This window comes from Streptomyces johnsoniae (assembly GCF_031845565.1).
Taxonomy (GTDB): Bacteria; Actinomycetota; Actinomycetes; order Streptomycetales; family Streptomycetaceae; genus Streptomyces; species Streptomyces johnsoniae.
Genome location: NZ_JAVREV010000003.1, coordinates 199,361 through 221,255, shown reverse-complemented (window position 1 = coordinate 221,255; position 21,895 = coordinate 199,361). Strand labels below are relative to the sequence as shown.

Below are 21,895 nucleotides of genomic sequence, written 5' to 3'. Positions count from 1 at the left end.
CCCGCCCTCGCCCGAGCGCCCCACGACGACCGGCCGGAACGCGGGGGTCAGGTGGGAATCGGGGCGAGGGTGGGCGGGCCGGTGGGGGTGAGGCCGTGGGAGGTGACGGTTTCGACGAGGGCGGCCAGTCCCTGGCGGATCAGCGGGTGGCTGCGGCTGCCGCCGCGGACGCAGGTGAGGATGCGGCGGCACAGCGGGATGTCCGCGGTGACGGGCACGCGGACGACGGAGTGCGGGGGTGGGATGTGCGTGAGACGCGGGTACAGGGACACACCGAGGCCGTGGCAGACGAGGGCCGAGATCGCGGCCCACTCCTTCGCCCAGTGCGCGATCCGGGGCGTGAATCCGGTCTGTGAGCAGAAGATCATGGTGCGCCGGTAGTGGTCGCAGCTGTCGGGCACCGGCAGCACCCAGCTCTCCGTGGCGGTCTCGGCGAGGTGCACCCGCTCGCGCACCGCGAGCGGGTGCCCGGCGGGCACGATGAGGTCGAACGGCTCCGCCAGCAGGGACTCCTGGTCGAACCTGGAGTCCCCGGGGTGGGGAAAGCCCTCGGGCGGGGCGAGGACGGCGATGTCGGCGTCGGTGGACATCAGCATGTCGAAGCCCGCGGGTGCCTCGCACTCCGTGACCTCCACGGTGAGGGCGGGGCGGCGTTCGCGCAGGAGGGCGGTGGCCGGGGCGATCAGGCCGATGACCGCGCTGGGGTAGCCGCACATGCGCAGCAGTCCTGCTTCGCCTGCGCGGTGGGCCTCCAGCGCGGTCTCCGCCTCCTGCCAGCGGGCCAGGAGCGCGTCGCCGTGCTCGATGACGAGGTGGGCGGCGGTGGTGAGGCGGATGCGGCGGCCCTGCGGCTCGACCAGTGGCACCTTCAACTCCTTGGCCAGCTCGCGCAGTTGGTGCGAGACAGCGGAGGGGGTGAGGTGCAGGGCGGCGGCCGCTGCGGTCACCGTGCCGTGCTGGTGCACGGCCCGCAGGACCTGGAGGCGACGCAGATCAATCATGCAACCATTTTGCACATCACTACCCGGAAACGTGAAATGGACGCGAACGGTCGCCCGGTTCGACACTGGACGCATGACCACCACGACATGGACGGAAACGCACCCGCGAACGCGAGCACGCACCGACAGGAAGGAACTGTCCCGCCACGCGACCGGCGACGGAACGGCCGTCTGGAGCCGCTGCTCCTGCGGGCGGCTGCACATGGTCTTCACGCCCGCGGACCCGCGCGGCACCGCGCTGACCGCGGGCGGCGCGACCCCGGGCTGCCCCGACTGCCCGTGAACGCCCGCATCCCCTACGCTGGGCGGAAGTCGGTCCCGGCGGCAGGGGTGGTGAGGGTGCTCGGCGACCCGGTGCTCGGGGCGTTCAGGAAGGCGTGTCACGAGGCCGCGAGGCGCACGCCGGGGGTGACGTTCTACGAACTGACGGAGGCCGCCGCGCGCGTCGCCTTCCACTCCGCCGCGATGAGCGACCGCAGACTGCGGCACCGCATCCTGTGCCGTTCGCGCGGCGGCCTCGTCGCCTTTGCCGCGCCGCCGCCCTTCCCCGGCTCGGCCGCGCTGGACTTCCGCGAACCGCCGCTGTGGGCCGAGGTGTTCACGTGGTACGGGCTACGGGTGCTGCGGACCGCGGTGCTGACGGCTCCGCCGTCGTCGGCCGGCCCCGAGGTGCTGGACGCCTCCGACCGCCAGGCGCTGCTCAGATGGCGGCCGCGGACGCTGGGCGAGCTGGTGTTCACCTCGTGGCCCGTGCCAGGTCCGCCAGGAGGCCCGGCAGGTCGGCCAGTCCGCTGATGCGCCGCAGCGCCGCGACGGCCACCGCGGCCGCGGCGGCGGACCCACCGGCCCGGTCGAGCCAGATGCCGTGCAGACCGGCCGCGTCGGCGGCGGCCGCGTCGATGTCGGGACGGTCCCCGATGTAGGCCACGGCCCGCGGCGGCAGGTCCATGGCGTCGCAGACGGCGAGGAACGCTTCCGGTGCGGGCTTGGCGTGGCCGACCTGGTCGGAGCAGAGCAGCACCTCGAACCGGTCGCGAATGCCCATCGCCCGCAGCTTCAGCTCCTGGTGAGCGGTGTCGGAGTTGGACAGCAGCCCGTGCCGGTAGCCGGGGGTGAGGGAGGCGAGCGCGGGCAGCACGTCGGGGAAGAGCCCGTCGGCGGGCCGCCAGTGGGCGCGGTAGCGCCGGAACCAGGCGTCCGCCTCCGCGTCGGAGAGCCGCTCGCCGAGGAACGCGCGGGCCCGGTCGCGGCGCTGGCCGGCGAAGTCGGTCTCCCCCGCGAGGAAACGGGCGTAGTGGACCTCCATGACCTCGCGCCACCGGCGCACGGCGGCGTCCGGGCCGGGGAACCGGGACAGCAGCCCCTCGGCCTCGAAGTGCCGCAGGGCGGCGGCCCGGTCGGTGCCGGTGTAGTCGAAGAGGGTGTCGTCGATGTCCCAGACCACGGCGCGGATGCCCATGCGGGGACCGTAGCATCGGCGGCGTGCGCTTTCTGACCTGGAACGTGTGGTGGCGCTTCGGCTCGTGGGAGCGGCGCCGGGAGGCGATCCTCGCCGTGTTGCGGGCCGAGCGGCCGGACGTCTGCGGCCTCCAGGAGGTGTGGGACGCCGAGGGAACGAACCTGGCCGGCTGGCTGGCCGGGGAGTTGGGGATGCACTGGGCGTGGGGGCCGGGCGAGGTGCTCCCGCACTGGCCGGACCGGCCGGGCGGCGTGCGCGCGGGCGTGGGCAACGCGGTGCTCAGCCGCTGGCCGGTGATCCGCTCGGAGACGCGGCGCCTGCCGGTCGCGGACGGGCCCGACGAGGTGCGCGTGGCGCTGTTCGCGCTGGTCGACGCGCCGGGGGCGCGCGTGCCGTTCTTCACGACGCATCTGCACTCGGCGCCCGGCGGTTCCGCGGTGCGGTGCGCCCAGGCGCGGGCGCTGGCCGCGTTCGTCGCGGAACGGGCCGGGGAGGGCTCGTTCCCTCCGGTGGTGACGGGGGACTTCAACGCCCCGCCGGACTCGGCGGAGTTGCGGTGCTTCCACGACGCGTCGGCGGCGGGGGCGGAGTCGGGTGCGGTGCCGGGCGCGGGGCTGACGGACGTCTGGCGGGCCGCGCCCGCGGGCGCGGCGTGGGCCACGTGGGACCCGGCGAATCCGCTGGTCGCCGGCCCGGCGAAGGTCCGGGCCAGGATCGACTACATCCATACGGGGCCGCCGGACCGCGGGGGCGGCGGCACGGTGCGGTCCGCACGGCGGGCCGGGGACGCGCCGGTGGCCGGGGTGTGGCCGTCCGATCACGCGGCGGTGATCGCCGAGTTGGCCGCGCCCACCGCGCCCACCGCGCCGGACTGACGGCGGGCGCGGGCGCGGGCGCGGGGCTAGGGACAGGGGCAGGGACAGGGACAGGGACAGGAAGCGGAGCAGGAACCGGTCAGAGCGCGGCGGTCCAGGGGCCGTCGGGGCGGTCGCGGCGCTGCTCGACGACGGCGCGCGCGGCCTCGGCGGTCTCCTCGTCCGGCAGCCGGTGGTAGCCGTCCCGGGTGATGAACGTGACGACCGGGTAGAGCCCGCGGGTCGGGTCGGGTCCGCCGGTGGCGGTGTCCTCCTCGGCCGCGTCGTACAGGGCCTGGATGACGGCGTGGGTCAGGTCGTGGGCGTCGAGCCCCGGCCGGTACAGCTTCTTGAGCGCGCCGCGCGCGAAGGGGGAGCCGGAGCCGGTGGCGGCGAAGTCCCGTTCCTCGCTGTGCGCGCCGGCGGGCTCGAACGAGAAGATGCGCCCGCGTCCGGCGGCGAGGTCGTAGCCGACGAAGAGGGGGATGACCGCGAGCCCCTGCATGGCCATGCCGAGGTTGCCGCGGACCATGGCCGTGAGCCGGTTGGCCTTGCCGACGAGGGAGAGCGGAACGCCCTCGACCTTCTCGTAGTGCTCCAGCTCCAGTTGGAAGAGGCGGACCATCTCCACCGCGAGTCCGACGGTGCCGGAGATGCCCACGGCGGAGTACTCGTCGGTGGGGAAGACCTTCTCGGCCTCACGGTGGGCGATGAGATTGCCCTGGGTGATGCGGCGGTCCCCGGCGAGCAGCACGCCGTCGGCGTAGGTGGCCGCGACGATGGTCGTGCCGTGCGGTATCCCGGCCGCGCCGCCCGCGGCGCCGATGTCGGCGGTACCGGGCAGGGCGTCGGGCGCGTGGCGGGTGAGGAAGTCGAGGAACGACGGCGGTCCCGGCGTGAGGAATCCGGCGGGCAGGCCGCCCCAGTCGGAGACATCGGCAGACATGGCTCTCCCCTTCCTACTGCTGACTCGGGCCCATCGTAGGGGCAACACCGGCCCCGCGACCGGCGGATGCGTCGGGTAGCGACCTTCCCGCCGAGCCCCGCGGCCACACCCGCGGGGCTCGGCGGGGCCGCCGCCTCAGCGCGGCAGCCGGAAGTCGACGACGTGGAGCGGGGAGGGCGTGGTCCCGGTGGAACGCTCCTGGTAGAGGAACGACAGGATGCCGTCCTGGGCCACGCGGGTGTGGTCGACGACGACCTCGCCGAACGCGTTCAGGCTGCCGGTGCCGTCGTACAGCAGCGTCCAGTCGCGCCAGCCGCTCGCCGCCGAGGCGGCGGCGATGCGGCCGTAGGGCATCACCGCGTAGGCGTTGTCGTGGGTGTCGAGGACCAGTTGGGAACGCTGGCTGGAGTTCATCGGCACCGGCACCTCCGTCTTGTGCCACGTGCCAGAGGCGTCGCGGCGCACGTGGAAGGGGCGCGCGTTCGCGATGCGGCCGCTGACGTAGTCCGCGACGCACTGCCCGAACGGGCAGTGGCTCTAGCCCCACACTTGAGATCAGCTTCACTCTGACCGCCTGACCTGCATAAACATCACGGCCCCCGGAGAGCCCGGGGGCCTTCTTCATGCCCAGAGGAGGTGAAACATGCTCATTGACCTTGAGAGACGGTGGATGTGGCGGCCCGACAGGGCGTGCGCCAGCGTGCCACTGAAGGTTTTTTTCCCGCCAGGACCCACGAACCCCCGGAACCCCCCGTCACAGGCCGCCCTGGACGCTGCGGAGCAGGCCAAGAGGATCTGCGCGGGATGTCCAGTCATGCTGGAGTGCCGCCGAGACACCCTGGGCGAGCCGTATGGCGTCTGGGGTGGCGAGGCGGAGTGGGAGCGCCGCGAACGGCGGCGCCAGGTAGCTGCCTCCGCGGCCTCCTGGCCCGAGGCGACCCGCCTGGCCTGGGGTCGGCTATGCCGGGATCTCTACAACGCCAGTGGCCACTGGAGTCGCGTCCAGGAGCGCACCGGGCTGTCCGGCCGGCTGGCTCAGACGCTGGTATCGGAGTACATCCGCAGCCAGCCCCGCAAGAACGCCTCAGCGCCTCCTGAAGGGGCGATTACCCGAGTGCTGGACTGGCCGGAGAAACCAGGCACAAAGCATGCCTGGGTATGGCACGGCGGCCGAATGAAGGATGCCCACATCCGGGGCGTGACCCCGGACGGGAGCCACTATTACGTCTCCGTGGCCTCAGGCCACAGCCATTCCCACGCCTGGGTGCAGCGTGAGTACGTGCGTATCTATGGCGGCAAGAGCGATCCGCCCCTGAAGGAAAGGCTGAACCGTGCCGAATACGACCGCATCCGCGCCGCCGCCCGGCGCAAGGCCGCGTGAGATCAAGCATCTGAGCTACAGCTCCATGTCCGCCTGGCAGAAGTGCGGGAAGAGCTACCAGCTCGGCCGAGTGCAGGGAATCCGGGGAACTCCTGCGTGGTGGAACATAGGCGGTAACGCCGTGCATTCCGTGCTGGAGGTGTGGGATCACTTCTTCCACGAGCACGGGGCCCCTAGTTGGGGCGATGCCGAGTTGCAAAGCGCCTTCACTGGCGCCCTGGAGTCCGAGATCGACTGGGCGGCGCAGGCCGAGCCTGACCGCTCGAAGTGGCGCATCAAGCGAATGTCTTCCGAGGGGTATGACTGGTGGATGGAGAACGGCCCTCGGATGTGTCAGTCCTACATCGACTGGCGTCTCCGTTCCCCGAGCTGGGAGATCTGGACGACGCCGGACGGCGAGCCCGCCATCGAACTCGACGTGTCCGGCTACCTGCCAGGCTGCGACATGGAGATCAAGGCTTACTTGGACAGGGTCTTCTGCAACAAGCTGTTCAACCGCCTGGAGATCGTGGACTTCAAGTCCGGCTCATCCGTGGGCACCGACCTCCAGTTCGGCACCTACAGTGCGCTCCTGATTCAGAAGTACGGCGCTGTCGGTGAGGCCGACTTCGGCCACACGTTCCGGACCCGGGACAACAGCCACAAGCGCAATGGCAAGGGTCCCGGCCTTATCTCGCACAGCCAGCCCCTGGCGAAGTGGACTCCGCGATACGCGGGGATGCAGTTCGCTAAGATGTCCACCGCCGTGAAGGGCGGCATGTTCCTGGCGAACACCTCAGATGAGGGCTGGTGCAACAACGTCTGCGACCTGTCGGCCCATTGCTACGCAGCCGGCGGGGAGTTGTCAGCTCAGAGCGATCCGGACCACCCGGATTATGCCCTCAGACCGTGATGCGGTGAAGATGTTCCAGCGCCAGCTAGGCGCGGTCATCCTCGCCCCCCCAAAACCCGAGAAGACCACCACAAGGGCCCCGCAGGAGCGGGGCTCTTTTCGTTCCCCGAACAGGAGCAACATGACCACGCCGCAGGACGCCACTTACACCGTCGAACGAGCCGACGCCCCCGGCGAGGGGGAAGAGTGGGCTGACGACTCCCCGGCCTACCCCGAGTTGCCGAGCAACCCGCACAACCACGTGTTCACGTGGAGCCCGAAGCTGAGCGACGGCTCCATGCTGGTGATCCGCAGCAATTCGGCTGCGGGTCTGCTGGCCGCCACCCAGGCCGTAGCGGGCGTGGCGGCGGAGCTTCAGCGGACCTGGGACGGCGTCAAGGCGTCCGCGCAGGGCTTCCAGCAGGCGATGCAGCAGCAGTACCAGAACAGCGGCTTCAACGGCGGTCAGCAACCGAACCAGCCCTACCAGGGCCAGCCGCCGTGGCAGCAGGCCGGGGCCCCGCAGGGCGGCTCCCCGGTTCCGCCCGGGTGGATGAAGCTGAACGTGCCCTTCCCTCAGAAGGCGGCGTTCGACGCCATCGTGCAGCAGTACAACTTCCGGAAGGGCGACCCCGGCAACGGGGGTCAGCTTTCCTGGCAGAAGGCACTCAAGTCCTGGTACTGCTCGCCTGAGGTGGCGCAGGCTTTCGTCCAGTTCAACCCGACGCCCGCGTAGTACATGCGCACGCTCTCCCGGAGCGTGATTCGGGGAGGGGAGCCCAGTGCTCCCCTCCCCGCTCCGTTCCAGACGTGGGCCCAGCAGCGCATCCGCTTTCACCGGGCCTCCCTGTCCCTGCTTTTCGGCGTCAGCGGCTCCTTCAAGACCATGATTGCGCTTAATGCGCTGGTCAATATGAAGTTGCCGACGCTGGCGTTCAGCACTGACTCCGACGAGAACACCGTGGCCGCCAGATTGGCGGCCCTCTCCACGGGTGAGCCGTATGAGGTCACCCGCTCCTGGCGTCAGCGAGACCCTGAGCGCCTCCAGCGGGCGGTAGCCCCTTTCGATTTCATCCGCTGGGACTTCGTCCCGCAGCTCACGATGGATCACATTTGGCTTTCCCTCTTCGCCTATCACGAGATAGAGGGGCGCTACCCGGATCAGATCCTCGTGGACATCCTCTCTGACGTATGGCACTCGGAAGGAGAGGGCGAATGGGGCATGCAGAAGGCCGTCTTGCGGCAGCTCAAGGCCCTCGCCAGGGAGACAGGCTGTCACGTCCTGGTGGTCACTCACGCGACCGCCGACAGGGCAAAGAGCCCGTGCCCCAGGAAAGGGGATGTCCAGGGGAAGCTGGATCTCCTCCCGGAGGTCATCATTTCCTGTGGCGTGGACTGGCAGAACAACCTTCAGGTCACCGCGGTGAAGAACAGGCACGGGAAGTCGGACCCGCAGGCGGACAGCCATTTCCGTATGGCCATTGAGCCCGAGCGGGCATTTGTGGGCGACTACATTGCCCCTCAGTACCTGTCATACGCCAACGCCTACTACGACAACGAGGAAGAGGAATGACCAGGGAAAGCTGGCTCAGGATTCTGCCCTGGGCTATTGCCTCTTGCGGCCTGTGGGCCGCAATGCTCTGGAGCTGGTGGGGATGAGTGACCCGATAGGCCAGAACCCCACCGGTCGGCCCAGAAAGTCCAGCGCCGGTACCCGGCAGAAGAAGGCAAAGAAGGGGGCGGCAGAAAAGTGACCGGACCCGAGCATTACCGAGAGGCGGAACGCCTTCTGGAGCGATCGCAAGACGGCGATCGTGGCTACGGCCCCACCACTGCGGACGACATCCGGATTCGGTCCGAAATGGTGGCCCTCGCCCAGGCTCACGCCACGCTGGCCCTGGCTGCCGCCACGGCGCTCACTCCGGTTGCGGGTATTCCCGACACGCGAGAGCTGGGGTCTTCCGACTACGAGAAGTGGCAAGAGGCCGCAGGATGAGCCCCGACGAGCCCATTCCATTCAGTCTGGGAGTTGAGGCGAGGTTCCTCCCTGTGGCAACTAAGGGGCTCTGCGGGATCTTCGGGCATAAGTGGGGTCCGTGGACGCATGAGCCCCGCAGGGGTGGCTACTACCGGGCCTGCGAGCTATGCGGGGAGATCGAACACCGGTGAGGGTTCTTGTGACGGGGTCAAGGGATTGGCCCCGGCCTCAAACCGTCTACATGGCCCTCTGGGGCCTCCATCGCGATACCGGCGGGGCATTGCTGGTGGTGCATGGCGCGTGCCCCACAGGGGCCGATTCTGCGGCGTCTGAGTGGTGCAGGGCTACGCGCTGCGGCACAGAGGAGAAGCGCCCGGCGGACTGGGAAAAGTGGGGGAAGTCCGCTGGCCCCATCCGCAATCAGCGGATGGTCAACGATGGTGCAGATGTCTGCCTGGCCTTCATCAAGGACAACTCCCGAGGCGCCACCGGCTGCGCCGGTATGGCGTTCGCCGCAGGCATCGACACACGGATATGGAGGATGTGACGTGTTCGGAAACGACGAAGAGGAATTCGAAGCGTGGCTGGACCTGGCTCAGGAGGCTGATTGTGCGGCCGAAGAGGTGAACCACGGTGTGGCCGTGCTGGAGAACCTGACGCCAGTCGTCCAGATGGCGACCAAGCTCGGACTGGACAAGAGCATCGTCTTCCAGCGCATCATCGCCAGGACGGGAGATTGCTGCCTCCCGGACACCACCGCTATCCTGCCCGCGCTCTGGGAGGAGCTGCGGTGAGCGCGCGGGACCGCTTGGCGGTCATGCTGACCACTTCGCCGCTCCCTGACGGCGAGTGGTCGAACGAGGAGATCGACAAGGCCATCAACGCCTTCGCCCACGAGCTGGCGGAGGAAATCAGGGATGAGGTCCCTCGGGGCTACTGCCCCTGTGCCGACCTGATCGACCCGGAGGTGAAGTGATGCACCTCTTCCACAGGTGGGGCAATTGGGAGAATCGATCCGGGACGTGGGTTGATCTCCGGACCGGGAGGTCCGGGACGGGCCCCCTTCAGGCCCGAACCTGCTTCAGCTGCGGCAAAACGACGGTTCGGGAGGTGCGGTAATGATCGACCTTTTCCCGGGGGACCGGGTGGTGGTGGTGACCACTGACCAGTGGCGTGCTCTGGAGATGTATGGCATCACTGGCTCGGTGATTGACGGGCCTGACGAACGGGACGAATACGGCGTGATGCTGGACCCGGAATATGACCCGGATCAATTGCCCATCTCTCTCAAGGGGAGCGAGCTGGACGAGATAGGAGCGGAGGCCACCACCGGCCACGTGTGGCGGGTGCGAGACAGGGAGCGACCCGAGTGAGCACCAAGAGCAAGGCCAAGGGCACCAAGGCGGAGACAGAGGTTGTTCGCTACCTGCGGCAGTGGTGGCCGGCTGCGGAGCGCCGGGCTCTGTCCGGCAATAAGGACAAGGGTGATGTGGCCGGAATTCCCGGCGTGGTCGTGGAGGTTAAAGCTGCCGCTACGCAACAGCTCACGGCCTGGAAGCGCGAGACGGAGCAAGAGCGCATCAATGCCGCCGCCCTGACCGGCGTGCTGGTGGTGAAGCGGCCCCGGAAGCCCGTCAAGGAATGGGACGCCTACCTGCCGGTGGAGCAGATCGAAGACAAGCTTGATGTTGACGGAGGCGTGGAATGGGTGCGGATGGATCTCGCCCTCGCCGCCGCTCTGCTGTTGACGCTGGGCCACTGATTCCACTCGAACCCATCCTTCAGCACTACGGCGTCGAGCTCCGAGGCTCACGCTGGGGGGAGCAGAACGCCTGCTGCCCCATTCACGGAGAGAGGCGCCCTTCCTTCCGGGTCAACCTGGAGAAGGGCGTCTTCTTCTGCCAGAGCTGCGGAGCAGGGGGCTCCGCAGTCCACCTGATCATGGCAATGGAGAGCACAACACGTGAAGACGCTCTCACTAGAGCAGAGGCTATTTGCAGAGAGAGCGGTCACGCAATACCAGGCCGATCTAAGGGCAAGTACCAGCGCCCAGGCGCATCTGGCGCTCAGGGGGATCGGCCAGCAGGCCGCAAATACGTTCCGCCTGGGCGTCGTTGATAGTCCACTCGCCGGGCATGAGATGTTCCGGGACAGGCTGGCCCTGCCCTACCTCACTCCGTCTGGTCCGATTGGATTCAACTTCCGCTGCGTGCGGCCCCACGACTGCAAGGAAGCGGGCTGCCCGAAGTACCTGAAGCCTGCCAGCCAGTCGAATCACCTGTACAACGTGGCTGCCCTGAAAGCTAATTCGGAGTACATAGTCGTCACCGAGGGCGAGATTGACACCATCTCCTGGTCAATGGCCGGAGTGCCAGCCGTAGGGCTGGCCGGTGTCGAGACCTGGGAGGAACATTTCTCCCTCGCCCTGGACGATTTCCCCGTTATCTACGTCGCCGGGGACGGCGACAAGGCCGGCGAGGGAATGACCAAGCGCCTGGTGCGCGTACTGGAAAACGCAAGACCGATCACCTACCCGAGAGGCAGTGATGCGAATGATCTCTGGAGATCCGGAGGAGCAGACGCCCTGCGGGCCCTTCTCCCAGTCTGAGATGAAGATCCTTAGGGAGCTTCAGCGCCTGCTGGACGAGGCGTATGGCCATTACTTCGCCTTCGGCGATGGCTACTGCAAGAGCAGTGAGGGTTACATGGGCCTTCACTTCAACAACTACTTCGACCGCCAGGACGGTGAGCCCTTGAGGATCAAGGGGGTTGACGTCTATAGCTATGTCCTTGGGCCCCACCGCATGCACAACTTCAAGTCCCTTTCGGAGGCGCTGGAAGCCGTCCGAAAGTGGCATGCCCGAGAAATGGCCAGCGACTCTGAGGAGACTTGGTGACTGAGCCCCCATCCCCAGCTGAGGAACTGCGTCAGGCGGCGGCGGAGGTAATGCAGCCGCCCTTCGGCCTTGCCATCGGCCGCACGTTGAGATGGCCATTGCGCGATCTGCTGGTGAGTGCCGCCGAGGTGTACGCCCCCTGGAGGGGGCCCTACATCAGCGCTGAACTGGAGCGCTACCTCAAGCTCGCCCGCGCCATCAACGGAACCTCCAAGGAGGGCTGATGCGAACTCGCAAAACTGTCACGTTCACCATCGTCGCCACCTTCGAAGGCGACTACATCCCCGCCAACCAGGCATTTGACTACCTGGAGGAGTGGATAGACGGCGGCCTGGCCGACCGTGACGACCTCAAGGGCTGGGAGACGACTAGCGCAATCGTCACGGAGGAGCCCGTGAGAGAAGAGGAGAGCTGATGATCCACCTGTCTGAAGACGAATACCTGGCCGAGGTGACCGGCATAGCCTTCGATGAGGCCCCGACCCAAGACCCCGACCCGGGCCCCATGGAAGGCGCCGCCATGCAGCTCATGGAAACGGCCCTGACGCTCCTCTCAGAGGAGAACCCGGACTTCGGGTACTCCGGCACGGAGAAGTGGTTGATACGGCGTCTGGACGCCTTCTACGTCCACAGGAGCGGGCAGTGAGCGCCCGGGAATCCGTCGAGGATTTGTGGAGCCGTTCGGCTCCGGTTAAGCCGATCCTCGATCAAATGGAGGCGGAGGTCCTGCGGAAGGCGGCGAAGGCCGTTGACGCCCTCGCGCGCGAGATGCGTGAGAACGCCGGCACGTGGCCCGAGAAGTGGTCGTCACGCGAGGTGCGTGACGCTGTCATGACTGCCGCCGACACTCTCACCCTGGCGGCCGATGCGGTGGAGAGGGGTGAGGAGTGGTGAACGCACTCACTATCCAGGAACTCCGGTTGCGTCAGGCAACGCTGGCAGAGAAGGCGGAGAGGCTGCGCCAGCAGTGGCGCCAGTCCACGGCCACCAGCTCCAGGGCGCTGGCCCTGGGCAAGGAGGTCATGGCTCTCCAGCAGAGAGCCGACGACTACGCCTCGCTGATCTGTGTGGCGGAGGCAGCGGAATGAGCCTGCGCGGGATCAATACCGTGAAGGGCCGCAGGCTCGAATGCCTGCGCCATCTGGCCAACGGCCTCACGATTCCCGAGATCGCCTCGGAGATGTACATCTCCGAGGACAGCGTGAAGAGTCACCTCCAGATTGCCTATCGGGAACTCGGGGCCCGCAACGGACCCCATGCCGTGGGGATCGCCATGGTCCGTGGACTGATTCAGCCGCACGAGGTGCCCCTACCGGCGCCTCGGGCGCCGCTGAAGAAGGGGGTGAAGTCATGAGTGATGAACTGCGCGAACGGATTGCCGAGGCGCTACGGGCGGTCTCACACCAGCACGGTCTACCGACGTTCGCACAGGGCGCCGACGCCGTCATGGCCGTCGTGCAGCCCGAGATGGGGCGCGTCGGCAACCTTCGTGACCACTGGCACGTGCTGGCGTGCGCACAGGAACAGCGCGCCGAGCGGGCCGAGGCCGTCATCGAGCGCGTATGGGAGTGGGTTGTGGGCTACAACGACGGCATCAACAAGGACGTGGGCGACCTGATGGCGGTTCTGCCCCCACCTCCCAGGGAGGGCTCGTGAGCGAGCCCTGTTCCTGCGGGAAGGACCGCACCTTCTCCACGAGGAGAGCCGCACGGCGGGAGCTGGGCGAGATGGACAGGAGCAATCCCCGGCGCCGCGAGCGCCGGGCTTATCCGTGCCCTGACGGCCATGGCTGGCACCTGACCAGCCGGCGCAGGGACTCCACCCCCCTGGACGAGACGAAGTTTCGGAGGCTCCAATGACCTGGAGATTCTGGTCCAGGCGAACGAAGAGGCGGGCTCACAGGAGCCCGCCTCTCGCCGCTGTAAGGACCGAAAGGGACCGCCTGGCCCTGGAGGTCAAGCACCTGAAGAACGAGCTGCACGCAGTCATGGAGGGCAACGACAGCGCCTGGAGGCACATCGACTTCCTCCGCCACCGCGTGGCTTTTCTGGAGAATCAGCACGCTGTGAGCGTGCCCGCCCCCATGGACTGGCCACGCCATACCACAGATCCGCCGACGCCGAAGCCAACCTTTGTGATGAAGGCGGCGAACCCACCCAAACAAACGGCAGTTGTCATTCCGCTGCATCAGATGACCAGGAGAGTGTGATACGTGACCGAACTGACCATGAAGCCCGGCCGGGACCGGGTGACGTTTACCGTCTCTGACCAGGACTCGGAGACTCGTGTCGTTCTCCGCGTGGGGGACGACAGGGAGACACTGATCCGCAAGCTTCGGCATGTGCTCCAGGTGACCAGCGCCCCACCGCCCGGCCTTCCGTCGGAGCTGGAGCTGATGAAGCGGATCGGCCTGGAGCAAGAGGAGGCGGCAGTCACCACCGGGTGGGCCGCCCTCGCGGAGGCCGCGAGCAAGCCCGAGCTGCCTCCACGGCTGCGAGGAGAGTACGAGGAGCTGCCTCCGGGGGAGAGCGCGTGACTCCAGCTGTCACGTCCGCGGCGGAGGGCTGCGATCAGTGGTCCCTCCGTCGTCAGGTCAGCCTGACCGGCGCGCCTCCCGTGAGGGCGCTGACCGCGAAAGGCGCCCCCACGCCCCACCGGTTCTACCCCTCCTACGCCGTGATCCACTACTGGTGGGTGGCGGGCGCGCTGCCCAATGCGACGGCCGAGATCTATGTAACTGGGCCCACACTGCTGAAATCCGGCCGCCGTGGTGCGTCCCGCACGCTCTCTTGGTGCATGCACGAGGCTCCCCCGTGGCTAGGGCCAGCGGTTTGGGCACATGCCCCCGAGGGGTGGAAGGAGTGTCTATGACAGACCTGGAGCGGACCAAGGAGTTTCTGATCTCCTTGGGTGTGCAGGACTACAAGGAGGTCACGCAGGCGGATTACGTCGCCCTGGTCCTCCGGCCAGGAACGCGCAAGGTCGTCGGGTGGAGTGACGCCCTGACGGTCTTCCGCTTCCATCCGGATGGAAGCTTCAAGGAGATTGGGGTGTGGGAGTGAGGAGGAGGTGAGCGCTGAGGACTTCACGGATCGCCTGGTCCGTCTCAGTCGAGACGCGGAGGCATCGGCTAGAGACACGCTCGTAGAGCAAGTTCTGTGGGGCCTCGCCGGAGGCGAGATGCCAACTCAAGACACGCTCCACCGCGCGGAATCCATGGTCAACGCTTTCGCCCGTGAACTGGCGGAGAAGATCAGGACGGAAGCTGGCGCACGCCGAGATCTCTCGGACTACGACCACGCCAAGTACCACGACGGTATGGATAGCGCTGCGGACCTAATTGACCCAGAGGTGAAGGACGAATGATCCTCCTCGCGTTTATGTGCGTGTGCGGAGCCCCGATGGTCCGCACGAACAGCGGAGGACTGATCTGTGAAGCAAGATGCGGAAGGTGACTAATGCCTGAAGACCAGAAGCCCACGCCGCCGAAGGAGCCGGAACCCCCGAAGGAGGACCCGAAGCCTGACGGCTACGGCTGCGCACTGTGCGGTACAACCTCTGGCCGGTGCCAGAGTTACAACAACCACGGCTATATCTGAGTGACAAAGCCCCCTCCAGCTTCGGCTGGAGGGGGCTTTTCTGCGTTTCAGGACCCGCCTCGCTCGTCCAGAGCCTGCTGGACCGCCTTGCGGATTCGCTCCGTCAGCACACCATTGGTGTTCTTGTGTATCTCGTTGATGGTCTGATCCTGTCGGGTCAGGTGGTTGACCACGAAAACGGCCGCCAGAACCGGAGTCACCATCCCTACGTACTCGGCCGTCTCGGCGCCCTTGACGGTCAGCGCCACGAAGCCGGCCACGACCAGCGCGAAAACACCCAACTGCACGACCTTGTCGGCCATGTACTCACTCCCTTGTTCCAGGTGGCCTCAGGCGGTCCAGGAGGGCCGCCGTATCCCGGTCCAGGACACCTGAGACCGGAAGTCTGAAAAGCCTCTGAATGCCCGCCAGGCGCGTTGTCAGCGTCTCGTCGGGGATTCCCGTGGGCTCCATGTCCAGAGCCCTCTGAGCGATCCTCACGGCCTCGTGCTCGGCCTCCGTGACCGGCACGAGGATCTGATCTCGGGGCATCCAGTCAGCCGTCATGTGATCGCATCCGTCACGGTGCGGAGCCTGATGTAGATGTAGCCGCCCCAGCCGCCGCAGTTGGCCGGCGGGACTGACTGACGGAACTCGTACTCGTCGTTGTCGACCACGACTTGGGTCGTGGTATTGGTGCGCAGGTCCTGGAGGGCGATGACGTCGCCTCGCTGAATGATCTGCTCAAATGCTTCGAGCCGACCGAGCGTCCGCCCTTCCCATCCGACGATCTGCCCGTACCGGTCCTGCTCGTGGTCGAAGGCCAGGAGCGGCAGCATGAAGACGCGCTGCCTGATCTCCCCGGGAAGGGCCTTGAACTGCCAGCCGGTGACCACCGGGCCCAGCTCGGGATTCACAGAATCCCGGTTGATGGTCAGCTTGAGCTGAAGCCATTCGGCAACGGTGACCGGAGAGCGGAGAAGTACGTTCTCGATGGACGCGTTCCCGCTCACCGTGATGACGGTGTTCTCGCCCCCGGTGGGGTCGATGACAGCTGCGGTAATGCTGCCGTTGAGGGGGCGCTCACTTCTTACGGTGAGGAACTTGAAAATCTTCTCAACCAGGGTGTTGTACCTGACTCGGCCCGTGGTGAACGTGCCGGTAGGCTCCAGCTCGTCCGCGTGCTCCACGTAGGAGCCGCTGCCGCGGACAGTGAATACAACCCTGTCCGAGTTCCCCAGCAGCGTGACGCCGTCCACCTCTCCGGCAGCGTGGGCCTGGAGATCGGTCGCGTAGGCGTGACGCAAAGAAGCGCTAGGTCCCTGGCTCTCCAGGGGCTGGCCCAGGTCCACGCGATACAAGCCGGAGGAGCCGTTAATGGCGTCCTCCGCCCCGATGAAGAAGAACCGGTCATAGCCGACCATGCCGCGCACGGGCGTCTCCACCAGGAGCGGCCCGTAGACGATGTCCCCGGAGTCAGAAAGCTCCCCCACGCGGAACCCGCGGCTGGTGCCGATGCCGACATAGGTTCCGAGGTATGCGGACATGCTGAGCACGACCTCCCCGTGAGGGAGAGACGCGGCCTGGATACCGCCGGAGAGGACGGGAACGCTGCCATCCACCTCCAGAGTGAATTTGTAAATGGCGCTGACGCTGCCGGAGTACCCGGCTACGTAGATGGCACTGGAGCCCTCTGAGATGGCGGTCCACTGCCATCCGGCCGCCGGGTGGGTAAACACCGGCTCGGGCAACGTCGGCGGCTCCCCGCCGGCCAGCTCGTAGACAGAAGCGCCAATGCCTGCCATGAGGCGGCCCATAGCCCAGCCGACCACCACATCCGGGTCTCCGGTGTTCCAGGCCAGGGTTCCAGCACCCGAACCGGTCCCCTGGTAGATGCCCACTTCGTCGGCGGCGTAGTAGTCCTCACCGTCGCTTGCGAGGGACAGGATGGTCTCTGTGCCGCCCCACGTGACCACGGTGTGACTGCTGCCGTCCGAGGACGTGAGCACCGTGTCAGCGGCGCTCCAGTACCTGTCTGTGCCGTCCGCGTAGCCCAGTACGTGATGCCGCTGCGTGGTCGCCGCGGTGACGTCCAGCTCGGTCCTGCGCAGCAGGGAAAGCCTGCCGTTCACCCATGGGTTCAGCCCCACAGAGTCCCCGTACTGGATGGCCCACTGATTGCTGACGTCCGGGTCCTGATACAGGAGCCCGGCGCCACCAATGAAGGTGGCCTGACTCCTCAGCCACCAGTCCGCAAGGGACTGTTCGCCGGGGATTTCCTGATTGTCGAACTGCTCCTTGCGGATCTGCGCCAGGCCCCTGGTCATGGGGCGCTCAGGGTTGATCGCCAGCATGAACGGCATGCCGCCTATGGCGATGTCATAGGAGGCGTCAACCGGCGTGTACGTCTCGCTCGCGCCGCCAGAGCGGCCGGAGAGCGGCGCTGGTATCCGCGCCGGAAGCCTGGACATCAGCCCACCCAGGACAGAGAGCAGAGGATGTTGGTCCCGATACCGATAGTTGAGTTCGGCATAGCGGTGCGCAGCACCATCTGCCCGGACTCATCAACCCTCCCCTCGCCCGAGGTGATGCCGTTGGACCAGGAGGCGGAGGTCTGCGCCGGAGGGCGCCAGCCGGAGGGCAGGGTGCACATCAGGACGTCATCGATGTTGCCCGCCCCGCTCGCCGGCCGGGAGACGTTGTTGGTGACCAGCACGGTCACGTAGTAGACGCCACAGGTCCGCCTACCCACGCTCGCGTTCGCAGTGAACCCGGACGCGATCGTCGGGTTGGGCATCGTCTCCACCTGGGCAACGAAGCGATCGTCTGTGGCCAGGAGATTGGCGTCCGAGCGGTAGAGGGTGGTGTCCGCCCCGGCGGCGCCGGTGCCCCAGAGCATGCGACCATCCGCGGAGAGGATGAATCGGCTGTTGGTGTCCTCTCCCACCCTGGTTGCCAGGGCGTCAGACTCCACGCTCGGGCGGATCACGCGAATACGCGAGGTCGTGCCCAGCAGTGCATCACTCAGGCGGTAGAGCACGGTGTCCGCGGCAGCGGTGCCGTCTCCCCACGCCAGGATGCCGTCTGCGCTGAACTGCACTCTCGCCGCCGTGTCACCCGTGACGCGCACCTGAAGGGCCAGCTCCCCTGTGGCTGCCTCGAAGGCGGCTGCGTCAGTGAACTCCTCGCCGCCAACGAATACGGGCGCGCCCGTGAATTCCGGGGCGCCATCGAGCGTGGGGTTCCCCTGGAGGGTGCCGTCCAGGTCCGCCCCGTTGATCTGGGCGGCGGTAATGACCGGAGAGGTCAGGGTCTTGTTGCTGAGGGTCTGCGTGTCGCTTGTGCCGACGACGGCGCCAGTGACCCCGTGGACGCCTGCGGAGGCGTCCTGATGGGCGCGGAAATCCTGGAGGTCCACCGCGTTAACCACGTGCTTGACGACGGCTCCAGCGCTGTGCGCCTGGGCCGAGGTGCCGCCGAATGCCCTCGTGACTGTCCACGTAGTCCCGGCGGCGGCCGTGACGAGAACCAATTCCTCGGCGTCCGTCTCGTAGTCCAGAGCGACCACGTAGGGGAACTGCGCCGGGTAGCCGCTGGCGCTGGCTACCACAATCGTGGTGTCCCCCGTGCCTGCATTGCCCGTCAGCTCGGTTGTGACGGAGGTGTTCGAGTAGTAATACTCAGGCACTGCTCACCCCTGGAACGTCTGGTAGGTGGCCAGATCTTCGAGCTGCTTGCGGCGTTCCTTCGCGAGCGCCGTTTCGAACAGGCCCTGGTAATAGGCGGCCGTCCTGAGGGCCGCCTGTTCGCCCACAATGCGCCCACGCTCGGCAGACTCAACGGCCCGCTGCTGGAGACGTCCGGCCTCGTAGGCGGGCGTCAGACGGGCGCAAGCGCCCCACTTCACGGCCTCTTCGGCGGTGGCAGGGAATCCCGTGTCGGTGAAGTCCTGATCCCCGCTCACCAGCAAAGTGGGCGGCTTGTTGTAGACGACCCGGTAGCGCCGGCCGGGGACATTCCCGTCCAGGAGCTGAGCGCTTTTGCCGCTCGGGAAATACCCGGTGTCGGCGTTCCCGTTGTAACGGACATTCGGCTTCGGGGTCCACATCCGGGATGGCCCGATGGTCTCCCCGACCACGTACCAGATACCCTCCGCGTCGGCAGGCAGTTCGTACTCCCAGATCGCTGCGGAGCAGACGATCTCCGTTTCCCCGAACACGTTGAGATCCGGGTACATGAACGTGATGGTCTCGGCTATCGCACTCTTCACGTCGCTCCGGGGGAACGCCGGAGCGCTGGTGACCAGAGACCCGGCGCTGTGAGCTGCTGGGGTGGTACCGGCGTAGCCGCGACCATTCAGACCGCCCATGACGGTCACGGTCCCCGTGGAGGCGTCGAAGCTGCGCACGAGGATCAGTTCGTCGTCGATCTCCACAACGCCACGGCCGATCTGCCGGGCGTCGCCAGGGTCCAGGGCGAACGTGGTGTCGGTCTCGGAGATGGGAGCCGTCACCTCCGAGACCTGCTCTTGGGTGAGGGCGTAGCCCATCAGCTGGCGGCGTACCGCCTGCACGAGCTGATCCAGGGTGGACATGTCAGGCCGCCATAATGGTGGCCGTCACGGTGCCCGCGCCTGAGGCTTCCGAGAGACCCGCGCGCCAGTACCGGCAGGCCATGCCGGTGACGCTGACAGTCACCGTGCCGGCGGCGGGTAGCGGAACGGTGGCATTCGTCATCACCCACGTTGTTCCGTCATGACTGCCCTGGATGATGATGGTGCCCGCCAGCTCGGAGGCGCTGGTGGCGATCACAGTGCACGTCGTCATGGGGACGCCCGCGTCAAGGGGGGTCCCCAAGGCATCCGCGGTCACGGCGGCGAGGGACGTCACGGCAGTGACGTCCGCGGTGGTGGTGGTGACCGTGCCCGAGACGGGGACCGTGCCACTGATGCCCACCGTGCCGGACACGGTGGTCGTGCCGCTGACGGTGACCAGCCACGGGTCAGTGCCCGCGGCCCCCTGGTCGGCGGTGGAGGTGCCGCCGCTGCTGGCACTTCCATCCACCTTCAGGGCGCCATCGGCCGTCACGTGCGCCCGGTACGTCTGCTCCGGGTCCTCGATCCCTACGTATTGACCAGGCATTACCCCTCCATGGAGGTCGCGGCGTTGAAGTCGCGGCCGTAGGCCGCGCCCGTTTCATCGGAGCGGCGTACCGCCTTCTCTACGGAGGCCCGGTTGGTGGAATCGGGCTGTATGCCCTGCCTGACAGCGTCCCGGTAGGCCGCCAGGTCTGCGCTCCAGCGCTTCTGCCGCGTACCGTCCAGGCCCTTGCTCGGGCTCGCGAGATAGGTCCTCACGGCCTTCGCCTTCAGGCAGTCGCCGTAGCTTTCGTGATTCTTGGTCCGGCATCCGGAGGTGCACGTCATGGCAGCAGCTCCACGTCTGTGATTTCAAAATGGGGAAGCTGGGCCGTCTCGGCTACTGACCCGGTGGACAGATGCCAGTACCGGCCCCGGTACGTCGTGTTATCGGCCGTGACCGTGTACGGGCCCACGTCCGTGCGCCGGAGGATGACCTGAGTGGGAGTCACGTCCGTCTCAAAGGTCATGTAGGTATCCGCAACGGGTGCATCTGTGGTCACGGTTCCGAGCTGCGTTCCGGTGGTGGAGCCTTTCACGTGGCTGTAGAGCTGCATGTCTCCGCCGGCTCGCATCACCACGTGATAGCCGCCAGGTGAGGAGAACTCGCCGTCGTCATCATTGGCGTTCGAGAACTGGTAGACGTCATCAGTCGCCCTGGCGAACGCAATGCCACTATGAAGCGTGGACGTCGGCAGCGTTGGCCATTTCATGCGCCAAGAGATTCGGTAGCCCGAGTCCGCGGGGGCCCGATGGCCTCCCATGAGGAGGCTCTGATTGGGCCCCACATTGACGTAAAGGCCCCCAGAGCCGTCGAACTTGGGGGCGTAGGTGGGATCATACCTGGCCACTCCCAGGGTGCCCGGAGAGGCGATCTCAGCCACGCTGGGGGCGCTCGTGAGCGCCAATGCCTGGTTCAGGTAAATCCACTGCGCGGCCATCATGCCGCGCACGCCGAGAGAATTCAGGCGCTGGTAATCCACCAGGCGGTGGACTTCCCAGCAGATGACCGGCTTCCCTCGGGCCACCACAGCAGCCATGCGCTCGTCGGTCATAGCCTGCGGCACGCCCCACATGTCGATGTTCGCATCCACGGCGTCCATCTCGGCATCCGTGGTGGTGGCATCCACATAGCCCCACGTCCTGAAGCCGTTGTTACGGGCCCAGGCGAATGAGTTGTTGGTGTAGTAGCCCTTCCAGACGACCGACCGGGCCGAGTCCGGATAGTGGGTCGTGATCAGATCCTGAACCAGGGGAATGGAGGCGTTGCTCTTGGGCTCCAGGAAGATCACGACCTTGCCCCAGAAGCGGTCTAGCACTTCCCGCAGGGTGGGAATCGGCTGAGGGGTCCAGCCGGGGCCCAGCAGGCTGGAGCCCACCGTCACCTGGACGGTTTCCCGGAGCTGCGCGTAGGTGTAGCTGGCCACCGGGCCAGTAGCGTTCGTGGTGCGGTCCAGGGTCGCGTCATGCATGCAGACGGGGACGCCGTCAGCCGTGGTCTGCACGGAGACCTCAATGGCCCTTGCCCCAGCGGCGGTAGCGCCGCTGTAGGCCGCCATGGTGTGCTCAGGGAATTCCCCGCCGCTGCCGCGGTGAGCGATCCAGAATTCCGGATCGGCAAGGAAAACGTCCAGGCTCGCCGGCTGACGGGCGAACCTGCTGTCCGCCCAGGTCCGCAGGCCGTGGGCGTCGGCCAGGTCCTCATGGCCCGTGATGTCCTGGTCCAGCTCGGTCAGGGCCATGTTCAGTGTCTGGTCCCAGTTGACCTGTCCCCGCTGGGGCAGCTCCACCATG

Annotated in this window: 37 protein-coding genes and 2 pseudogenes; 27 read left to right on the top strand and 12 right to left on the bottom strand. The window is 67.0% G+C overall.

The features are described 5' to 3' along the window. Positions 1–47: 47 nt before the first annotated feature. Complete coding sequence (locus RM779_RS07080) at positions 48–1,001, bottom strand: LysR family transcriptional regulator (protein WP_311616794.1); 954 nt, start codon at positions 999–1,001, stop codon at positions 48–50. 73 nt (positions 1,002–1,074) lie between these two features. Between RM779_RS07080 and RM779_RS07075 the strand changes: the two genes are divergently transcribed. Further along, a complete protein-coding gene (locus RM779_RS07075; protein WP_311616793.1) occupies positions 1,075–1,284 on the top strand; it encodes a hypothetical protein in 210 nt (69 codons plus the stop codon). A 56-nt stretch (positions 1,285–1,340) separates the two neighbouring features. Then, complete coding sequence (locus tag RM779_RS07070; RefSeq protein ID WP_311616792.1) at positions 1,341–1,796, top strand: hypothetical protein; 456 nt, start codon at positions 1,341–1,343, stop codon at positions 1,794–1,796. On the opposite strand, the gene RM779_RS07065 is transcribed toward RM779_RS07070, so the two are convergent. Continuing rightward, positions 1,738–2,460, bottom strand: a complete 723-nt coding sequence (locus RM779_RS07065) for an HAD family hydrolase (protein ID WP_311616791.1) — start codon at positions 2,458–2,460, stop codon at positions 1,738–1,740. The two genes, RM779_RS07070 and RM779_RS07065, sit on opposite strands and share 59 nt — an antisense overlap. 23 nt (positions 2,461–2,483) lie before the next feature. On the opposite strand from RM779_RS07065, the gene RM779_RS07060 reads away from it, so the two are divergent. Further along, positions 2,484–3,335: an endonuclease/exonuclease/phosphatase family protein gene (locus RM779_RS07060; protein WP_311616790.1), complete on the top strand. Its 852-nt coding sequence runs from the start codon at positions 2,484–2,486 to the stop codon at positions 3,333–3,335. A 79-nt stretch (positions 3,336–3,414) separates the two neighbouring features. Here RM779_RS07060 and prcB read toward each other — a convergent pair whose 3' ends face one another. Further along, positions 3,415–4,260: a proteasome subunit beta gene (gene prcB, locus RM779_RS07055; protein WP_311616789.1), complete on the bottom strand. Its 846-nt coding sequence runs from the start codon at positions 4,258–4,260 to the stop codon at positions 3,415–3,417. A 135-nt stretch (positions 4,261–4,395) separates the two neighbouring features. Further along, a pseudogene (locus RM779_RS07050) lies at positions 4,396–4,785 on the bottom strand (Tat pathway signal sequence domain protein); the annotation flags it as partial. 118 nt (positions 4,786–4,903) lie between these two features. Here RM779_RS07050 and RM779_RS07045 point away from each other — a divergent pair. From RM779_RS07045 to RM779_RS06935, 24 genes and pseudogenes are all read left to right on the top strand, one after another. Further along, complete coding sequence (locus tag RM779_RS07045) at positions 4,904–5,641, top strand: WhiB family transcriptional regulator (RefSeq protein ID WP_311616788.1); 738 nt, start codon at positions 4,904–4,906, stop codon at positions 5,639–5,641. Continuing rightward, positions 5,592–6,533 carry a PD-(D/E)XK nuclease family protein gene (locus RM779_RS07040; RefSeq protein WP_311616787.1) on the top strand — a complete coding sequence of 314 codons (942 nt, stop codon included), beginning with the start codon at positions 5,592–5,594 and terminating at the stop codon, positions 6,531–6,533. The genes RM779_RS07045 and RM779_RS07040 overlap by 50 nt, the downstream gene beginning before the upstream one ends. A gap of 121 nt (positions 6,534–6,654) precedes the next feature. Further along, the gene (locus RM779_RS07035; protein WP_311616786.1) at positions 6,655–7,248 is read left to right on the top strand and encodes a hypothetical protein; all 594 of its coding nucleotides are present in this window, start codon (positions 6,655–6,657) and stop codon (positions 7,246–7,248) included. Between the two features lie 3 nt (positions 7,249–7,251). Further along, positions 7,252–8,085 carry an AAA family ATPase gene (locus tag RM779_RS07030; protein WP_311616785.1) on the top strand — a complete coding sequence of 278 codons (834 nt, stop codon included), beginning with the start codon at positions 7,252–7,254 and terminating at the stop codon, positions 8,083–8,085. 177 nt (positions 8,086–8,262) lie between these two features. Next, on the top strand, positions 8,263–8,508 hold the full coding sequence (locus RM779_RS07025; RefSeq protein WP_311616784.1) for a hypothetical protein: 246 nt from the start codon (positions 8,263–8,265) through the stop codon (positions 8,506–8,508). Positions 8,509–8,656: 148 nt separating this feature from the next. Continuing rightward, positions 8,657–9,037, top strand: a complete 381-nt coding sequence (locus RM779_RS07020) for an SLOG family protein (RefSeq protein WP_311616783.1) — start codon at positions 8,657–8,659, stop codon at positions 9,035–9,037. A 1-nt stretch (position 9,038) separates the two neighbouring features. Next, positions 9,039–9,284, top strand: a complete 246-nt coding sequence (locus RM779_RS07015) for a hypothetical protein (protein WP_311616782.1) — start codon at positions 9,039–9,041, stop codon at positions 9,282–9,284. Continuing rightward, positions 9,281–9,466: a hypothetical protein gene (locus RM779_RS07010; RefSeq protein WP_311616781.1), complete on the top strand. Its 186-nt coding sequence runs from the start codon at positions 9,281–9,283 to the stop codon at positions 9,464–9,466. The genes RM779_RS07015 and RM779_RS07010 overlap by 4 nt, the downstream gene beginning before the upstream one ends. Before the next feature lie 142 nt (positions 9,467–9,608). Next, positions 9,609–9,863, top strand: coding sequence for a hypothetical protein (locus RM779_RS07005; RefSeq protein ID WP_311616780.1), 255 nt, complete (start codon positions 9,609–9,611; stop codon positions 9,861–9,863). Further along, positions 9,860–10,252: a hypothetical protein gene (locus tag RM779_RS07000; protein ID WP_311616779.1), complete on the top strand. Its 393-nt coding sequence runs from the start codon at positions 9,860–9,862 to the stop codon at positions 10,250–10,252. Before RM779_RS07005 ends, RM779_RS07000 begins: the two co-directional genes overlap by 4 nt. Next, positions 10,195–10,416: pseudogene (locus tag RM779_RS33660) on the top strand (CHC2 zinc finger domain-containing protein); the annotation flags it as partial. The gene RM779_RS07000 and the pseudogene RM779_RS33660, both read left to right, overlap by 58 nt. Before the next feature lie 37 nt (positions 10,417–10,453). After that, positions 10,454–11,098, top strand: coding sequence for a toprim domain-containing protein (locus RM779_RS06995; protein WP_311616778.1), 645 nt, complete (start codon positions 10,454–10,456; stop codon positions 11,096–11,098). Next, entirely contained in the window at positions 11,043–11,387 is a 345-nt protein-coding gene (locus tag RM779_RS06990; protein ID WP_311616777.1) for a hypothetical protein, read from the top strand. Before RM779_RS06995 ends, RM779_RS06990 begins: the two co-directional genes overlap by 56 nt. After that, a complete protein-coding gene (locus tag RM779_RS06985) occupies positions 11,384–11,611 on the top strand; it encodes a hypothetical protein (RefSeq protein WP_311616776.1) in 228 nt (75 codons plus the stop codon). Before RM779_RS06990 ends, RM779_RS06985 begins: the two co-directional genes overlap by 4 nt. Continuing rightward, entirely contained in the window at positions 11,611–11,802 is a 192-nt protein-coding gene (locus tag RM779_RS06980; RefSeq protein ID WP_311616775.1) for a hypothetical protein, read from the top strand. Before RM779_RS06985 ends, RM779_RS06980 begins: the two co-directional genes overlap by 1 nt. Next, positions 11,802–12,032: a hypothetical protein gene (locus tag RM779_RS06975; RefSeq protein WP_311616774.1), complete on the top strand. Its 231-nt coding sequence runs from the start codon at positions 11,802–11,804 to the stop codon at positions 12,030–12,032. Before RM779_RS06980 ends, RM779_RS06975 begins: the two co-directional genes overlap by 1 nt. After that, positions 12,029–12,280 carry a hypothetical protein gene (locus RM779_RS06970; protein WP_311616773.1) on the top strand — a complete coding sequence of 84 codons (252 nt, stop codon included), beginning with the start codon at positions 12,029–12,031 and terminating at the stop codon, positions 12,278–12,280. Before RM779_RS06975 ends, RM779_RS06970 begins: the two co-directional genes overlap by 4 nt. Next, positions 12,277–12,474, top strand: a complete 198-nt coding sequence (locus RM779_RS06965; protein ID WP_311616772.1) for a hypothetical protein — start codon at positions 12,277–12,279, stop codon at positions 12,472–12,474. Before RM779_RS06970 ends, RM779_RS06965 begins: the two co-directional genes overlap by 4 nt. Continuing rightward, the gene (locus RM779_RS06960) at positions 12,471–12,740 is read left to right on the top strand and encodes a response regulator transcription factor (protein WP_311616771.1); all 270 of its coding nucleotides are present in this window, start codon (positions 12,471–12,473) and stop codon (positions 12,738–12,740) included. The genes RM779_RS06965 and RM779_RS06960 overlap by 4 nt, the downstream gene beginning before the upstream one ends. Next, a complete protein-coding gene (locus RM779_RS06955) occupies positions 12,737–13,042 on the top strand; it encodes a hypothetical protein (protein WP_311616770.1) in 306 nt (101 codons plus the stop codon). The genes RM779_RS06960 and RM779_RS06955 overlap by 4 nt, the downstream gene beginning before the upstream one ends. A gap of 331 nt (positions 13,043–13,373) precedes the next feature. After that, positions 13,374–13,595: a hypothetical protein gene (locus tag RM779_RS06950; RefSeq protein ID WP_311616769.1), complete on the top strand. Its 222-nt coding sequence runs from the start codon at positions 13,374–13,376 to the stop codon at positions 13,593–13,595. Positions 13,596–13,598: 3 nt separating this feature from the next. Then, complete coding sequence (locus tag RM779_RS06945) at positions 13,599–13,922, top strand: hypothetical protein (protein WP_311616768.1); 324 nt, start codon at positions 13,599–13,601, stop codon at positions 13,920–13,922. Between the two features lie 331 nt (positions 13,923–14,253). Further along, the gene (locus tag RM779_RS06940) at positions 14,254–14,448 is read left to right on the top strand and encodes a hypothetical protein (protein ID WP_311616767.1); all 195 of its coding nucleotides are present in this window, start codon (positions 14,254–14,256) and stop codon (positions 14,446–14,448) included. Between the two features lie 7 nt (positions 14,449–14,455). After that, a complete protein-coding gene (locus tag RM779_RS06935; RefSeq protein WP_311616766.1) occupies positions 14,456–14,752 on the top strand; it encodes a hypothetical protein in 297 nt (98 codons plus the stop codon). 280 nt (positions 14,753–15,032) lie between these two features. Here the strand turns inward: RM779_RS06935 and RM779_RS06930 are convergent, their stop codons facing one another. The 8 genes from RM779_RS06930 to RM779_RS06895 are packed head-to-tail and all read right to left on the bottom strand — an operon-like array spanning position 15,033 to position 21,894. Next, the gene (locus tag RM779_RS06930) at positions 15,033–15,287 is read right to left on the bottom strand and encodes a hypothetical protein (RefSeq protein ID WP_311616765.1); all 255 of its coding nucleotides are present in this window, start codon (positions 15,285–15,287) and stop codon (positions 15,033–15,035) included. A gap of 4 nt (positions 15,288–15,291) precedes the next feature. After that, complete coding sequence (locus RM779_RS06925; RefSeq protein ID WP_311616764.1) at positions 15,292–15,531, bottom strand: peptidoglycan-binding domain-containing protein; 240 nt, start codon at positions 15,529–15,531, stop codon at positions 15,292–15,294. Continuing rightward, a complete protein-coding gene (locus RM779_RS06920; protein WP_311616763.1) occupies positions 15,528–17,435 on the bottom strand; it encodes a hypothetical protein in 1,908 nt (635 codons plus the stop codon). The genes RM779_RS06925 and RM779_RS06920 overlap by 4 nt, the downstream gene beginning before the upstream one ends. Next, positions 17,435–18,652, bottom strand: coding sequence for a hypothetical protein (locus RM779_RS06915; RefSeq protein ID WP_311616762.1), 1,218 nt, complete (start codon positions 18,650–18,652; stop codon positions 17,435–17,437). The genes RM779_RS06920 and RM779_RS06915 overlap by 1 nt, the downstream gene beginning before the upstream one ends. A 3-nt stretch (positions 18,653–18,655) precedes the next feature. Continuing rightward, positions 18,656–19,558, bottom strand: a complete 903-nt coding sequence (locus tag RM779_RS06910; protein ID WP_311616761.1) for a hypothetical protein — start codon at positions 19,556–19,558, stop codon at positions 18,656–18,658. A gap of 1 nt (position 19,559) precedes the next feature. Next, the gene (locus tag RM779_RS06905; protein WP_311616760.1) at positions 19,560–20,105 is read right to left on the bottom strand and encodes a hypothetical protein; all 546 of its coding nucleotides are present in this window, start codon (positions 20,103–20,105) and stop codon (positions 19,560–19,562) included. Then, the gene (locus RM779_RS06900; RefSeq protein WP_311616759.1) at positions 20,105–20,389 is read right to left on the bottom strand and encodes a hypothetical protein; all 285 of its coding nucleotides are present in this window, start codon (positions 20,387–20,389) and stop codon (positions 20,105–20,107) included. Before RM779_RS06900 ends, RM779_RS06905 begins: the two co-directional genes overlap by 1 nt. Beyond that, the gene (locus RM779_RS06895; RefSeq protein ID WP_311616758.1) at positions 20,386–21,894 is read right to left on the bottom strand and encodes a glycerophosphodiester phosphodiesterase; all 1,509 of its coding nucleotides are present in this window, start codon (positions 21,892–21,894) and stop codon (positions 20,386–20,388) included. The genes RM779_RS06900 and RM779_RS06895 overlap by 4 nt, the downstream gene beginning before the upstream one ends. Position 21,895: the final 1 nt, after the last annotated feature.

What these genes read in the sequence shown, in the direction of transcription:
- RM779_RS07045 (WP_311616788.1), top strand. Translation starts at nt 4,904, where the DNA reads ATGCTCATTGACCTTGAGAGACGGTGGATGTGGCGGCCCGACAGGGCG.
- RM779_RS07030 (WP_311616785.1), top strand. Translation starts at nt 7,252, where the DNA reads ATGCGCACGCTCTCCCGGAGCGTGATTCGGGGAGGGGAGCCCAGTGCT.
- RM779_RS07065 (WP_311616791.1), bottom strand. Translation starts at nt 2,460, where the DNA reads ATGGGCATCCGCGCCGTGGTCTGGGACATCGACGACACCCTCTTCGAC.
- RM779_RS06955 (WP_311616770.1), top strand. Translation starts at nt 12,737, where the DNA reads ATGAGTGATGAACTGCGCGAACGGATTGCCGAGGCGCTACGGGCGGTC.
- RM779_RS06900 (WP_311616759.1), bottom strand. Translation starts at nt 20,389, where the DNA reads ATGACGTGCACCTCCGGATGCCGGACCAAGAATCACGAAAGCTACGGC.
- RM779_RS06960 (WP_311616771.1), top strand. Translation starts at nt 12,471, where the DNA reads ATGAGCCTGCGCGGGATCAATACCGTGAAGGGCCGCAGGCTCGAATGC.
- RM779_RS06905 (WP_311616760.1), bottom strand. Translation starts at nt 20,105, where the DNA reads ATGCCTGGTCAATACGTAGGGATCGAGGACCCGGAGCAGACGTACCGG.
- RM779_RS06910 (WP_311616761.1), bottom strand. Translation starts at nt 19,558, where the DNA reads ATGTCCACCCTGGATCAGCTCGTGCAGGCGGTACGCCGCCAGCTGATG.
- RM779_RS06895 (WP_311616758.1), bottom strand. Translation starts at nt 21,894, where the DNA reads ATGGTGGAGCTGCCCCAGCGGGGACAGGTCAACTGGGACCAGACACTG.
- RM779_RS06950 (WP_311616769.1), top strand. Translation starts at nt 13,374, where the DNA reads ATGGAGGGCAACGACAGCGCCTGGAGGCACATCGACTTCCTCCGCCAC.
- RM779_RS06925 (WP_311616764.1), bottom strand. Translation starts at nt 15,531, where the DNA reads ATGACGGCTGACTGGATGCCCCGAGATCAGATCCTCGTGCCGGTCACG.
- RM779_RS07080 (WP_311616794.1), bottom strand. Translation starts at nt 1,001, where the DNA reads ATGATTGATCTGCGTCGCCTCCAGGTCCTGCGGGCCGTGCACCAGCAC.
- prcB (WP_311616789.1), bottom strand. Translation starts at nt 4,260, where the DNA reads ATGTCTGCCGATGTCTCCGACTGGGGCGGCCTGCCCGCCGGATTCCTC.
- RM779_RS06940 (WP_311616767.1), top strand. Translation starts at nt 14,254, where the DNA reads ATGACAGACCTGGAGCGGACCAAGGAGTTTCTGATCTCCTTGGGTGTG.
- RM779_RS07005 (WP_311616780.1), top strand. Translation starts at nt 9,609, where the DNA reads ATGATCGACCTTTTCCCGGGGGACCGGGTGGTGGTGGTGACCACTGAC.
- RM779_RS07075 (WP_311616793.1), top strand. Translation starts at nt 1,075, where the DNA reads ATGACCACCACGACATGGACGGAAACGCACCCGCGAACGCGAGCACGC.
- RM779_RS07035 (WP_311616786.1), top strand. Translation starts at nt 6,655, where the DNA reads ATGACCACGCCGCAGGACGCCACTTACACCGTCGAACGAGCCGACGCC.
- RM779_RS06930 (WP_311616765.1), bottom strand. Translation starts at nt 15,287, where the DNA reads ATGGCCGACAAGGTCGTGCAGTTGGGTGTTTTCGCGCTGGTCGTGGCC.
- RM779_RS06975 (WP_311616774.1), top strand. Translation starts at nt 11,802, where the DNA reads ATGATCCACCTGTCTGAAGACGAATACCTGGCCGAGGTGACCGGCATA.
- RM779_RS06920 (WP_311616763.1), bottom strand. Translation starts at nt 17,435, where the DNA reads ATGTCCAGGCTTCCGGCGCGGATACCAGCGCCGCTCTCCGGCCGCTCT.
- RM779_RS07020 (WP_311616783.1), top strand. Translation starts at nt 8,657, where the DNA reads ATGCGGGGAGATCGAACACCGGTGAGGGTTCTTGTGACGGGGTCAAGG.
- RM779_RS06980 (WP_311616775.1), top strand. Translation starts at nt 11,611, where the DNA reads ATGCGAACTCGCAAAACTGTCACGTTCACCATCGTCGCCACCTTCGAA.
- RM779_RS06990 (WP_311616777.1), top strand. Translation starts at nt 11,043, where the DNA reads ATGATCTCTGGAGATCCGGAGGAGCAGACGCCCTGCGGGCCCTTCTCC.